General features: G+C 59.6%; 9 protein-coding genes. 8 read left to right on the top strand and 1 reads right to left on the bottom strand.

Going from position 1 to position 12,920, the window contains the following annotated elements:
- The first annotated feature begins 1,047 nt into the window (after positions 1–1,047).
- The 8 genes from PV407_RS23530 to PV407_RS23495 all read left to right on the top strand — a co-directional run bounded on the left by PV407_RS23530 (position 1,048) and on the right by PV407_RS23495 (position 11,917).
- The gene (locus PV407_RS23530) at positions 1,048–2,385 is read left to right on the top strand and encodes an ABC transporter substrate-binding protein (protein ID WP_332092446.1); all 1,338 of its coding nucleotides are present in this window, start codon (positions 1,048–1,050) and stop codon (positions 2,383–2,385) included.
- Between the two features lie 159 nt (positions 2,386–2,544).
- Complete coding sequence (locus tag PV407_RS23525) at positions 2,545–3,423, top strand: carbohydrate ABC transporter permease (protein WP_332092445.1); 879 nt, start codon at positions 2,545–2,547, stop codon at positions 3,421–3,423.
- Positions 3,423–4,238 (top strand): carbohydrate ABC transporter permease, encoded by an 816-nt coding sequence (locus PV407_RS23520; protein WP_332092444.1) that lies wholly within the window; start codon positions 3,423–3,425, stop codon positions 4,236–4,238. The genes PV407_RS23525 and PV407_RS23520 overlap by 1 nt, the downstream gene beginning before the upstream one ends.
- 40 nt (positions 4,239–4,278) lie before the next feature.
- Positions 4,279–6,054 carry a sensor histidine kinase gene (locus PV407_RS23515; RefSeq protein WP_332092443.1) on the top strand — a complete coding sequence of 592 codons (1,776 nt, stop codon included), beginning with the start codon at positions 4,279–4,281 and terminating at the stop codon, positions 6,052–6,054.
- Complete coding sequence (locus PV407_RS23510; protein WP_332092442.1) at positions 5,988–7,667, top strand: response regulator transcription factor; 1,680 nt, start codon at positions 5,988–5,990, stop codon at positions 7,665–7,667. Before PV407_RS23515 ends, PV407_RS23510 begins: the two co-directional genes overlap by 67 nt.
- 52 nt (positions 7,668–7,719) lie before the next feature.
- The gene (gene dgoD / locus PV407_RS23505; protein ID WP_332092441.1) at positions 7,720–8,868 is read left to right on the top strand and encodes a galactonate dehydratase; all 1,149 of its coding nucleotides are present in this window, start codon (positions 7,720–7,722) and stop codon (positions 8,866–8,868) included.
- A gap of 713 nt (positions 8,869–9,581) precedes the next feature.
- Positions 9,582–10,562 carry a LacI family DNA-binding transcriptional regulator gene (locus PV407_RS23500; RefSeq protein WP_332092440.1) on the top strand — a complete coding sequence of 327 codons (981 nt, stop codon included), beginning with the start codon at positions 9,582–9,584 and terminating at the stop codon, positions 10,560–10,562.
- 71 nt (positions 10,563–10,633) lie between these two features.
- Positions 10,634–11,917, top strand: coding sequence for an ABC transporter substrate-binding protein (locus PV407_RS23495; RefSeq protein WP_332092439.1), 1,284 nt, complete (start codon positions 10,634–10,636; stop codon positions 11,915–11,917).
- A 43-nt stretch (positions 11,918–11,960) separates the two neighbouring features.
- Here the strand turns inward: PV407_RS23495 and PV407_RS23490 are convergent, their stop codons facing one another.
- Positions 11,961–12,833, bottom strand: a complete 873-nt coding sequence (locus tag PV407_RS23490; RefSeq protein WP_332092438.1) for an AraC family transcriptional regulator — start codon at positions 12,831–12,833, stop codon at positions 11,961–11,963.
- Positions 12,834–12,920: the final 87 nt, after the last annotated feature.

Raw genomic sequence — 12,920 nt, 5'->3', positions numbered from 1 at the left:
GAACAGTTTGCACGTGCCCGCGGTTTTATTTCCACTCTTCGCAAGCAAAATCTCCCCGTCCTCACCTCCCTGACTGCTGTTCTTCGTGGTGAATTTTGTTTTCGCTAAACCTGACCTAAGTAGTAACTCCTTTGAACGCTATTTGCCCGTGAACCGGCCGGTTGGCTGCGGCGGCGCGACAAATAGTGCGCCTAGGCGCACGATCCCGCGCGAAAATCGGCTCCGCCGCGCAAATAGCGTTCCTTTGAACGCTATTTGCCCGTGAACCGACCATCTGAGCGCTGCGCCGCGACCGATAGTGCTCCTAGGAGCATTATCTCGCGCGAAAATCGGTTCCGCCGAGCAAATAGCGTTCCTTTGAACGCTATTTGCCCGTGAACCGGCCGGTTGGCTGCGGCGGCGCGACCAATAGTGCGCCTAGGCGCACGATCCCGCGCGAAAATCGGCTCCGCCGCGCAAATAGCGTTCCTTTGAACGCTATTTTGCCCGTGAACGGCGGGCTGAGTGCAACGATTTTTCCGTTCGCGTCCGATGCGGAACCCTTACCGGGAAACCCTCCCGTTAATTTGCCGGATTGCCCGTCGCTGACCCGTTTACCGGGAAAACCGCCCGCTAATATCGCCCGATCGATCCAATTTACCGACAAATCATTGAAATACCGGGAGTTTTTCCCGTTACATCGAACCGACGCTTACGAAGGAGGAAATTTATCGGGAGAAATTCCGGTAAAAATCCGACTAAGCGAGCCGATGCCCGGGAATGGCCGGGCTTTGAGAGAAAATCCTCCCTATTACGCCGTGCCTGGCGAGCTAACCGCACAAGGGTCCGACCGGGAACGCCGTTGGCGCTCGGATCGATCTTTCCCGCCCTAAAAGCCAATCGAAGTCTCTATCAACCACCATCCGGGTGGCGATAGAGACTTTTTCGTTTTCAACTCCTTAAAGCTTTGTTATCCATGTTTAGTATTAGTTATATATTGAGAAAATAAGTTCGGGTAAGCTGAGTATGGGTACGATGTTCAGAATCAACGCGAATGGGAGGGTCATCATGAGACATAAATCGAAACGCATGACAGGCGCGGGCATGGCCGTGCTGCTCTCGACGGCGCTGCTGGCCGGCTGCGCGGGAGGCGCGGCGAACAACGCCGGCGAAGGCACGCAGGGCGGCGGAGCGGGCGCGAAGCCGTTTCAGGGCAAAAGCATTACGCTCGTTACGGCGAACCATCCGTGGGGCGACGCGATCAAGCCTTTGCTGCCGGAATTCGAAGCGGCGACAGGGATGAAAGTCAACGTGCAAAGCTTCTTCGAGGACCAGCTGACGCAAAAGCTGACCGTGCAATTTACGGCCGGGTCGGCGACGCCGGACGTATTCATGTACCGGCCGCTGCAGGAAGGCAAGCTGTTTTATAAAAACGGCTGGGTACAGCCGCTGGACGAATACTCGCAAAAAGACGCGGCGTACGATTTCGGCGATTTCTCCAAATCGGCGATCGGCTCGGTGACGGTCGACGGCAAATTGGCCGGCATTCCGATCATTACGGAGCAGGAAATTTTGTACTACCGGAAAGATTTGCTGAAAAACGCCGGAATCGAAGTGCCGAAAACGCTCGACGAGCTCGTCGCGGCGGCGAAAAAGCTGCACGACCCGTCGAAGGAGATGTACGGCTTCGTCGCCCGCGGACAGCGCTCGCCGCTCGTCACGCAAGTGTCCTCGTTCCTGTACTCGGAAGGCGCCGACTTTATGAGCGGCGACAAAGCGACGATCAATACGCCGGAGGCGGTAAAAGCGTTTACGACGTACGGCACGCTGCTGCGGGATTTCGGCCCTCCGGGCGTCCTGAACATGTCGTGGCCGCAGGCGTTCGGCATTTTCGCGCAAGGGAAAGTGGCGTTTTTGACGGACGCGAACTCGCTGTATAAAAACGTGACGGATCCGGAAAAATCGAAGGTGGCGGACCAGGTCGGCTTCGCGATGTTCCCGGGCGGCAAAGCGGGCTCGAAGCCGTACAGCATTACGTCGTGGGGGCTGGCGATGAACGCGAAGGCGGCGAACAAGGACGCGGCTTGGGAGTTCATCAAATGGGCGTCCAGCAAGGAAGTCGTGCTGAAAACGCAGCAGGCCGGCAACCCGGGCGCGCGCGCTTCGATTTGGGACAAGGCGGAAGGGACGACCGGCTTCCCGGCCGAGCTCGTGCCGATCATCAAGGAAAGCTCGAAAAACGGCGTCGACCACGACCGTCCGGTCGTCGTCAGCGTCGGCGAAGCCCGCGACGCGGTCGGCGAAATCGTGCAGCAGGTGATGGCGGGCCAGACGAACGTTCAGGACACGGCCAATAAAGCCAACGCCGCGCTCCAGGCGATCGTCGACAAGGACAAGACGAAGTAAGGCGATTCGCCTAACGCCGGCGGCAGTTGATGGAAAGGGCCATCGCAGGTGGCCCTTTCTTCGCATTACGTTTCGGAAATCCCGCCGACGGAACCGCCGATCGTACGCATATTAACGCGGATACGTTGTTCGCGATTGAAGACTGGGGTGAAGATAACGATGCAATACAGCTGGTTTGACCGCAACTTGAAATGGATCTACGTCATCCCCGCCGTTCTGTTCGTGCTCGTGATGATGCTGTTTCCGATCATTTACACGTTCCGGATCAGCTTCTACGAATGGAGCATGTCCGCGACGACGCCCCCGAAATGGGTCGGCCTGAGCAACTACGTCGCCTTGATGAAAGACACGCGGTTTTGGCACGCGACGTACGCCACCTTTTATTTCACGATCGTGGCGCTCGTCGTCGAGGTCGTGCTCGGCGTGGCGATCGCGGTGCTGCTCGCGCGCCAGTTCCGCGGCAAAAACGTCGTGAAGACGATCTTTTTGCTGCCGATGGTCGCGACGCCCGTCGCGATGGGTCTCGTCTGGATGCTCATCTACGAGCCGACGATCGGCGTAGCCAACACGCTGCTGAAGGCGCTCGGCTTCCAGCCGCTGCTGTGGCTCGCATCGACGAGCCAGGTCATACCGTCGCTCATTATCGTGGACGTCTGGGAATGGACGCCGATGATTTCGCTGATCGTCATGGCGGGCATCGCCACGCTGCCGAGCGATCCTTACGAAGCGGCCGACGTCGACGGGGCGAACGGCTGGCAAAAGTTTACGTCGATCACGCTGCCGCTGCTGCGGCCGACGATACTCGTCGCGGCGATGCTGCGGCTCATCGACGTCCTGAAAACGTTCGACATCATTTATGCGACGACGCAGGGCGGGCCGAACTTCGCTTCGGAGACGCTCAATTTGTACGGGTACGTGCTCGGCTTCCAATACTTCAAGCTGGGTGCCGCATCGTCGCTGCTCGTGCTGTTTTTCCTGCTCGTCATGGGACTGACGCTGTTCATGATCTGGATGCGCAAACGATTGGAGGCGGCGTGATGAGACAACGAAAAGGACTGAATGCGCTGTACGCGGTACTGACGATTCTCGTCGTCGTCGTCTTCGCGTTTCCGTTCGTCTGGATGCTGATCGCCTCGTTCAAGACGCAGGCGCAAATTATGTCGACGGAAAACTTCCTCTTTTTCAAGCCGACGACGAAAAACTATACGAGCGTGTTCCGGGAATACGACTTCCTCAAATTCATCTGGAACAGCCTGATCGTGGCCGTCGGCTCGACGCTGCTGTCGCTGCTGCTCGGCCTGCCGGCGGCGTACGCGATCGCGCGGCACCATTTGCACAAGCTCGGGCTCGTCATCCTGGTCGCGCGGATCATACCGGGGATTACGTTTTTGATCCCGTGGTTCATTTTGTTTTCGCAAATCAATTTGGTCGATACGTATACGGCGCTCATTTTGAGCCACATGCTCGTCGGGCTGCCGTTCATCATCTGGATCATGATCTCGTTTTTCGAAGGGCTGCCGACGGAAATCGAGGAGGCGGGGCTGATCGACGGCTGCAACCATCACCAGGTGTTTTTGCGCATCATCATGCCGATTTCCGGGCCCGGCGTCATTACGTCGTCGCTGCTTTCGTTCATTTTCTCCTGGAACAACTTCATGTTCTCGATCATTTTGGCCGGAGACAAAACGAAGACGCTGCCGATCGCCGTATTCAACTTCATGTCGTACTCGGAAATCAACTGGGGCGCGCTGATGGCGGCCGCCTGCATCATTACGCTGCCGGTGCTCATCATCGCCCTGGTCGCGCAGCGATATATCGTAAGCGGGCTCGCGGCGGGCGCGGTCAAAGGATAAGGCGGCCCGGCGGGCGACGGCGATCGGAGGGGAAGCGGCAATGCCGGGGAAGATCAACATATTCGGACGCATCCTCGTTTTGATCGTCCTGCTGCTTATTCCGATTTTGCTGCTGTACAGCTTCTCGACCCGCACCGCGGGGCAAGTCGTGCGGGAGCAGGTGCAGTCGTCGAGTCTGAACCAGCTCACCTTCTTTTTGTACCAGCTCGATTCCGCGATCGCCGGTTTGTCGATGTTTCCCGTTATTTTGGGACAGGATCCGCATATTCGCGATTTTTTGGACCGGCCGGCGGCGGAGGCGCTTCCCGAATCGCTCGGACGGCAGGCGCGCGTTACCGAAAAGCTCGGCCTGCAAAGCGTTTCCGGCCCGTGGTCCAACGATTTGTCGATCGTGCTGCCCCGGGAGCGAAAAGTGCTGTCGTCGAACATTTATTTGAACGGCACGCCGAATTGGAACTGGACCGGCGCGGTGCGAACCGCGTGGACCTATGAAAAGGACGCGACGCGCGGGTTTCCGACCGGCGCGTTCGTGCGCGAAGTGGCCGAGCCTGCGACCGCCAGGCGGGTCGACCAGGCGGCCGCGCTGTTCCATGTCAGCTTCGCCGACCGCAACATCAGCGAGCTGCTGGACATTTACAAGAAGGACAAGCAAAGCGAGCCGTTTCTGTACAAGCCGGGCGAAGAGCCAATCGTCTCGAGCACGTCCGACAAACGGACGATGGAGCCGGTCATCCGGATGATCGACGAAACGGCGCTTGGCGGGTCGGGGCAGAAGCGGCTCGAGGCAGGCGGCCGCCAGGTGCTCGTCAGCTACGCCGCTTCGGGGCAGCTGGACGGCTGGTATTTGGTCGACTACGAGCCGGTCGAACGGGTGCTTGCGCCGATCGCGCAGTCGCGCAACTGGTTTTACGGCTCGGTCGCCCTCTTATTGCTGCTGAGCACGCTCGCCGCGTTCATGCTGTACCGGAACGTGCAAATTCCGATTTTGAACTTGATCCGCAGCATGCACCGGCTCAAGCGGGGCGACTTGTCGACGCGGATCGAATACCGGTCGCGCAACGAATTCGACTACTTGATCGTCCGGTTCAACGAGATGGCCGAGCAAATCCAGCTGCTCGTCGAAGACGTGTACGCCGAAAAAATACGGTCGCGCGAAGCGACGCTCAAGCAGCTGCAGTCGCAAATCAATCCGCATTTTTTGTACAACTCGCTCTTTTTCATTATCAATTCGGCGATGATGGACGATCGCGATTCGGTGGTGGCGATGTCGCAGCATTTGGCCGAATATTTCCGCTATACGACGCGGGTTGACGACCAAACGGTGACGCTTCGGGACGAGCTCGGCATGACCCGGCACTATTTGGAAATCCAAAGCATGCGCATGCACCGGCTGAGCTACGACATCCGCGTTCCGGAATCCATGATGGACGAAACGGTGCCGCGGCTTATCGTGCAGCCGCTGGTCGAAAACGCGATCGTCCACGGCATCGAGGGCAGGCCGGAGGACGGACGGATCGAGATCGCCGGCGAGCAGGACGACGTGTTCAACAGAATCGTCGTGCGCGACAACGGCGCGGCGGTCTCCGAGGCCGAGCTGGAGCTGCTCCGGTCGAGCCTGGATCATCCGATGACGGATCGGATCGGCCGCGGCACGTGGAACGTGCACCAGCGGCTGTATTACCAATTCGGCGAGGGCTCCGGACTTTCGTTCGAACCGAATCCGGGGGGCGGCCTGCAGGCGAAGCTGACATGGAGGCGCAGCCGGGAGCCGGGGACGCCCCGCGTCCGGATAGAAAGGGGCGGGACACCATCGTAGAGCTGTTGATTGTGGACGACGAAGTCCATGTCGTCGAACGGCTGCTTACGACGATCGATTGGCAGGCGATCGGCATCGGGCAGGCGCACGGCGCCTATTCCGGGGAGAAGGCGCTCTCGCTGCTCGAAACGACTTCGATCGACATCGTCATTACCGACATCCGCATGCCCGGCATGAGCGGACTGCAGCTGATCGCGGAAATCCAGAGGCGCTGGCCGAAGACGAAGTGCATTTTGCTGTCCGGCCATTCCGATTTTCATTACGCGAAGGAAGCGATTTTATACCGGACGGAAAACTATTTGCTGAAACCGGTAACGGAACGCGATCTGATCGAAGCGGTGCGGCGGGTGATGGACAAGCTGCGCGCGGAATGGGAGGAAATCGTATCCCGCCAGCGTCTCGATTATACGCTTAAGGAGCATTTGCCCGCGCTGCGGAGCAATTTGCTCGGCGAGCTGCTGCAAGGGCGCCGGCTGTCTCCCGAGCTGCTGCGGGACAAGACGGACATGCTCGGGCTCGGCGATGTGACCGGCAAGCCGTTCGCCGTCATGATGATCCGGCTGGAGGAGCATTTTCTGCATTACGACGCCCGCAGTCTTTCGCTGATGGAGTACGCGATCGGCAATATGGCCCACGAGCTGTTCGGCGACCGGCTGGACAGCTGGTATACGAAAGACGCCCACGAATATTTGGTGTTCGCCTTGTTCGCCCGCGAAGGCTCGGACTACTCCGTCGAGCTTGCCAATTGGCTCGAGCGGACCGCCTCGACGCTGCAAACGGCGGTAAGCAGCTACCTGAAAGGGAAAATATCGATACTGGTGAGCGGCTGGGGGACGTTTCCGGCTGATTTGTCCGATCTGTACAACCGGTCGGTGGCGGCGTTCCGCCGGACGATCGGCGGCGAGCAGGAGCTGTTCGTCCGGCTGCCGGACGCGCCCGACGCGCCGGACGTGACGCCGCTGACGAGCCTGTACGAGCCTCCGACGCTCATCCATTTGCTGGAGGCGGCCAGATGGGACGCGATTCGCGAAAAGCTCGACGCATTGTTCGGGGAAATGGAGCGCCAAGGCGGCGACTCCCAGGAGCAGCTGCTCGAAGCGTATTTCGGCATCGCGTCGGCGTTCGCCTATATCGTTCACAAGAGCGGCCGCAGCCTGCCCGATTTGGCCCGCGACGACTACGACAAAATGATCCGCGGCATCCCGTTCCGTTCCGTTACCCAGCTGAAGGAATGGTGCGACCGGATGCTCGGCCGCATCCGCGACGACATGACCCGCGAGACGAAAAACTCCCGCGCCGCGCTGATCGACGAAATTCGCGCTTTCGTGGACGACCATCTGGCCGGGGACGTATCGCTTCAGTCGATCGCGGACCACGTTTATTTGCATCCGGTGTACGTGTCGAAAATTTACAAGCTGGAGACGGGCGACAATTTGAGCGATTACGTGCATCGCGTCCGGATGGAGAAGGCCGAATATTTGCTCAAGCACGGCCACGACAAAATTTACGAAATCGCGGCCATGCTCGGCTATCAGCGCCCCCATTCGTTCAATCACGCCTTCAAAAAGCAATTCGGCATGACGCCGCAAGAATACCGGGACCGTTTTTCCTGAAGATGGTATATAATCAAGCTGGGAAGAAGACAACCCATAGGAGGCCTGTCGGATGAAAATTACGAAGCTGGAGCTGTTCAAAGTTCCGCCCAGATGGTTGTTTTTGAAAATCGAAACGGACGAGGGCATAACGGGGTGGGGGGAGCCCGTCGTCGAAGGCAAGGCGGACACGGTCCGCGCGGCCGTGACGGAAATGAGCGACTATTTGATCGGCAAAGATCCGATGCGCATCGAGGATTTGTTCCAGGTGCTGTACCGCGGCGGCTTTTATCGCGGCGGACCGATCTTGTCGAGCGCGATATCGGGCATCGAGCAGGCGCTGTGGGACATCAAGGGCAAGTTTTACAACGCGCCGGTTTACGACCTGCTCGGCGGCGCGTGCCGCGACCGGACGCGGGTCTATTGCTGGATCGGCGGCGACCGGCCGAGCGACGTGGGCGAAGCCGCGAAGCGCCAGGTGGAGGCCGGATTTACGGCGGTGAAAATGAACGGAACGGAAGAAATGCATTATATCGATTCGCTCGGCAAGGTGGACGCCGCGATCGCCCGGATCGCCGCGGTGCGCGAGGCGGTCGGGCGCGACGTCGGCATCGGCATCGATTTCCACGGCCGCGTCCATAAATCGATGGCGAAAATACTCGTCAAGGAGCTCGAGCCGTTCCGGCCGATGTTCATCGAGGAGCCGGTGCTGCCGGAAAACAACGAGGCGCTCCGCGAAATCGCCCGGTATACGTCGTGTCCGATCGCGACCGGCGAGCGGATGTATACCCGTTGGGGCTTCAAGGAGCTGCTGGCGCAGGGCGTCGTCGACATTATACAGCCGGACTTGTCGCATGCCGGCGGCATTCTCGAGACGCGCAAAATCGCCGCCATGGCCGAGGCGTTCGACGTCGCCGTCGCGCCGCACTGCCCGCTAGGGCCGATCGCGCTCGCTTCGTGTCTGCAGCTCGACACGTGCTCGCCGAACGCGTTCATCCAGGAGCAGAGCCTCGGCATTCATTACAACCAAGGCTCGGACTTGCTCGATTATTTGAAGGATCCTTCCGTGTTCGCCTACAAGGACGGCTTTGTCGCCAACCTGACCGGCCCCGGGCTCGGCATCGAGGTGAACGAAGAGAAGGTGCGGGAAATGGCCGCAATCGGCCATGATTGGAAAAACCCGGTATGGCGCCAGGAGGACGGCACCGTAGCGGAGTGGTAAATCGGGAGAGGGGCCGCCGGATGCGGCCCCTCTTTTTGGCAGTCCGCCAGCATGGGCGTCATCTCCGGGCAGGATCGGCGGAACAACGATCGTTTTCCGGCTCGATAACGATTGCTCGGCTCGGTACGTCAGCCGTATGACCGAAAACCGAAAAGAGCGAAGGGAAGTCGAAATCGCGATTTCGATGGCGCCGTCCTTTTTCCCGAATCGGTATTGACGCGGAAAAGGCAAAGCCATACAATATTTATACGTATAAATGGATGCGTCCGCCATAGATCGGACCGATGGGAAGCGCTTAGCAAATGGAGGCGACCGATATTTATACGTGTAAATAAGCGGCGGAAAGGGGGCGGACGATCGACCGCCCACTCGCGGTTCGCGTCCGGACGGCGGCGGAATTCATGCCGAGCCGGTTACGGCCGGCGTTCGAGAAAGCGGTTTCGCGATGCTTGGGGACATAATAACGCGAATGAAGCAATGGTTGAGGGGGCTGCCGAAAAGAGCGATTGTAAAAGCTCGGAAATGCGTATCCGTGCACGGGCAAGCGATTTCTCGCCTAAGCGGAAGCTCTCCGCCGACGCGGTAGCCCGAAAATCCCGGCCTGCGAGGCGGGCCTCGTCACAACGGCCGAAGGACAACGTTCCGTTCGATTATGATATACTGTGCTAATGAGCGGTATTTTCCAAAATAGAACGGAAGCGGCGGAGGGGCGCATGGCAACACGGAAGGAAGTCGCGGAAAGGGCGGGCGTATCGATCGCGGTCGTGTCGTACGTCCTCAATGACAGCAATTACGTGAAAGAAGAGACGCGCCGCAAGGTGCTTCAAGCGATCGAGGAGCTCGGGTACGAAACGAATATGGCGGCGCGCGCGCTGAAAATGCGCAAGACGGAGCAGCTCGCCGTCTTGATCAATCATTTGGGCAATCCGCACGAGGCCGGCTTGCTGCTGCGCATCGAGGAGCATGCGGCAAAGCATAACTACGTGCTGTTTTTCCAGACGTTTCACAAAGCCCAGGAGAGCCGGCTGAAGGCGCTGCTGCACGGAAGAGTGGACGGCATTTTTTTGCTCGGACAGTCGCTGCAGGAAGAAACGCTGCGCCATTTCGCCAAGCTGAACATCCCGTTCGTTTCGATAACGACGCCGGCGCACCGCCGCACGGATGACGTGACGTGCATCGACCTGGACTGGACGTTCGAGTACGGACGGCTGATCCGGCTGCTGAAGGCGAAAGGGCACGAGCGAATCGCCTATATGGCGATCAACGATGCCGATCACCCGCTGCGCCATCGGCTCGAGGCGTTCCGGCGGGCGATGGAAGCGGAGCGGCTGCGCCTGGCGGAAAGCGACATTTTGTACGCGGACGGGGGGCTATTGTCCGCCTGCGGCGCCGTCAAACGTTCGCTTCAGGAGAAGGACCGGTTTACGGCGATCGTCGGCGCGAACGATTTGATGACCGCGGGCATCGTGGCCGCATGCCGGGAGCTCGGCGTCCGCATTCCGGGCCAGCTTGCCGTAGCCGGCTCCGAGGACATTTTGATGTCGTCGCAAACGGCGCCTCCGCTGACGGTCATTCATTATCCGCGGGAAAAGGTCGGCGAAATCGCCATGGAAGTGATGCTGGACAAAATGCGCAAGCGCCCCGCGGGCGATCGCGTGCTGCGCGCCGAGCTGGTCGAGCGGGAATCGCTGTAACGCCGGGCGGAAGGCGATTTCCGCGACGAATATTTATACGTATAAACATAGGGGAAAGTGGGGAAACAACGATGCAGGTCCATTATGGAAAAGGACTCGTTCTTGCGCTTGTTCTCGCCGTTGTCGGCTCCGGCTGCGGAAAATCGGCCGGCGGCCCTGCGGACGGAACGGCCAAAGCGAGCGAGGAGCCGGTCAGCCTCGTGCTGCTGAACGATTCCGGCACCGAGCAGGAATTTATCGACCAGCTGGCGGCGGCCGTCAAGCAGCGGCATCCGAGCATCGATTTGAAGCTGTACAGAAACGAGAAGGGCTCCACGCTCGACGAGTTGATTTTGGCGGGGGAAACGCCGGATCTGATCGTATCGTACAACGGAAAGCTGGCCTCCTACCGGGACAAAGACCTGCTGTACGACATGACTCCGCTGATCGGGTCGCGGCGCGTCGATTTGAACCGTTTCGAAGCGGGCTACATCGAAGACGTGAAGATCGCTTCGACGAACAACGAACTGTTCGGTCTGCCGGTCAGCCTCGCTTACCATGCGCTCTACTACAACAAAAACTTGTTCGACAAGTTCGGCGTTCCGTATCCGAAGGACGGCATGACCTGGGAGCAGGTGCTCGAGACGGCCCGCAAAATGACCCGCAACGACGGAGGGACGCAGTACCGCGGCTTCGATATCGGCAACATGGTGTGGGCGTCGCAGCCGCTCGGCATCGCGGCGATCGACTACAAGACGGACAAAGCGACGATGCGGACGGACGAATGGAAGCGGGTTTTCGAATTGATGAAAGCGTTTTATACGATTCCGGGCAATATGACGACCGGCAAGGCGAAGGACGACTTTCTGAAGGAGAAGACGGTCGCGATGTACGCCGATCTCGCGATCGCCGGCGAGCTGGAGGTGGCCGCGAAAAACGGGCTCGATTGGGACGTCGCGCAGTATCCGAGCTATCCGGAAAAGCCGAACGTGTACGGCAACGCCAGCGTCAGCGTCATTATGATTACGAAGGCGAGCAAGCATAAGGAGCGGGCGATGCAGGTCGTCGAGACGGCCGTCTCGGACGAGGTGCAGCTCGAAAGCTCGAAGTCGGGGAGAGTGTCGCCGCTGTTGAAGGCGGACGTCAAGCAGGCGTTCGGCCAAAGCAAAGACGTGTTCAAAGGGAAAAGCGTGCAGAGCATATTCAAGAGCAAGCCGGTCAAATATCCGATCGCTTCGCAATACCGAGGCAAAGCCGAATCGATCGTGCGAACGAAGTTCGCCGAATACGCGAGCGGCGCGATCGACGTCAACACCGCGCTCGCCCAGGCGGACGAGGAAATCAACAAGGCGGTCGCCGCCGAAACCGGCAAATAATCGACTGTGCGAGAAAACGGGAACAACGGTCCGGGGGAAAGCGCTATTCCCCGGACCGTTTTCGTCTCGCCTCCGAGGGCGTCGTCCCGTAGGCCCGGCGGTACAGCCGGGTGAAATATTCCGGCTCCATGCCGATATGCGCGGCGATTTGCCGGACCGTCATATGCGGCTGCTCGGCAAGCAGCAGCGCTCCCGTCTTCAGCCGCACGCGCTGCAAATATTGCATCGGCGTCGTGCCGAGCTCCTTGCGAAACAAGCGGCTCAGCTGCTTGGCGGAATAGCCGACGTAGCTGGCCAGCTCCGACATCGTCAGCTCGCGGTTCAAATGGTCGTGCAAAAACCGGACGGCGCTGCCGGCGGCCGAATCGCGGTAGCGCGGCGTTTTGACCACGCTGTCGGCGGTTTCGGCTCCCGCGGCGCCGGCCGCCTGCTTTTTCAGCTCGAGGCAAAACGCGAACAGCCGCTCGGCGGAACGCCAGGCGTCGAACTCCGGGCCGGAGCACGACCAAACGGCGGCCAGCGGCGCGAGCAGCGCCCGCGCGGAAGCCAGCTTTTGCCGGTACGGCTGCTTGCCGAAGCCCCAGCCCTCCAGCAAGCCTTCCCGCATCTCGACGAACGTCACGTAGCCTACGTACCACGGATCGGGGCCTTGGGGCACGTATTCGTGAGGCAGGCCCGCCGGGATGTACAGCAGCGTGTCCGTTTCGACGATGTCCCAATTGTCCTGCCCGAGCGGCCGGAACAGACCGGAGCCGGCGAACGTCAAAAACAGCTGGTTCGCCGAAAAGCCTTTCATCCGCGTTATCGCGGATTGCTTTTCGGTGCCGACCGTATAGACGCGGATCGGGACGTCCTGCTCCGGCGGCGTCTGCAAATTCGACCGCAGCGCGAGCAGCGGCATGTCGACTGGCGTCAAGTCCATCATGTCCTTTTTGTACGGGATTATGTCCGTTTTGGTTGTATGATGTTCCAGTATACCACATCTATAATGGGGGCATGGAAG

Source organism: Paenibacillus sp. GYB003, from assembly GCF_036577625.1.
Classification (GTDB): Bacteria; Bacillota; Bacilli; order Paenibacillales; family NBRC-103111; genus Paenibacillus_AB.
This window is presented reverse-complemented; position numbering and strand designations above follow the sequence as displayed.

What these genes read in the sequence shown, in the direction of transcription:
- PV407_RS23530 (WP_332092446.1), top strand. Translation starts at nt 1,048, where the DNA reads ATGAGACATAAATCGAAACGCATGACAGGCGCGGGCATGGCCGTGCTG.
- PV407_RS23525 (WP_332092445.1), top strand. Translation starts at nt 2,545, where the DNA reads ATGCAATACAGCTGGTTTGACCGCAACTTGAAATGGATCTACGTCATC.
- PV407_RS23520 (WP_332092444.1), top strand. Translation starts at nt 3,423, where the DNA reads ATGAGACAACGAAAAGGACTGAATGCGCTGTACGCGGTACTGACGATT.
- PV407_RS23515 (WP_332092443.1), top strand. Translation starts at nt 4,279, where the DNA reads ATGCCGGGGAAGATCAACATATTCGGACGCATCCTCGTTTTGATCGTC.
- PV407_RS23510 (WP_332092442.1), top strand. Translation starts at nt 5,988, where the DNA reads ATGGAGGCGCAGCCGGGAGCCGGGGACGCCCCGCGTCCGGATAGAAAG.
- dgoD (WP_332092441.1), top strand. Translation starts at nt 7,720, where the DNA reads ATGAAAATTACGAAGCTGGAGCTGTTCAAAGTTCCGCCCAGATGGTTG.
- PV407_RS23500 (WP_332092440.1), top strand. Translation starts at nt 9,582, where the DNA reads ATGGCAACACGGAAGGAAGTCGCGGAAAGGGCGGGCGTATCGATCGCG.
- PV407_RS23495 (WP_332092439.1), top strand. Translation starts at nt 10,634, where the DNA reads ATGCAGGTCCATTATGGAAAAGGACTCGTTCTTGCGCTTGTTCTCGCC.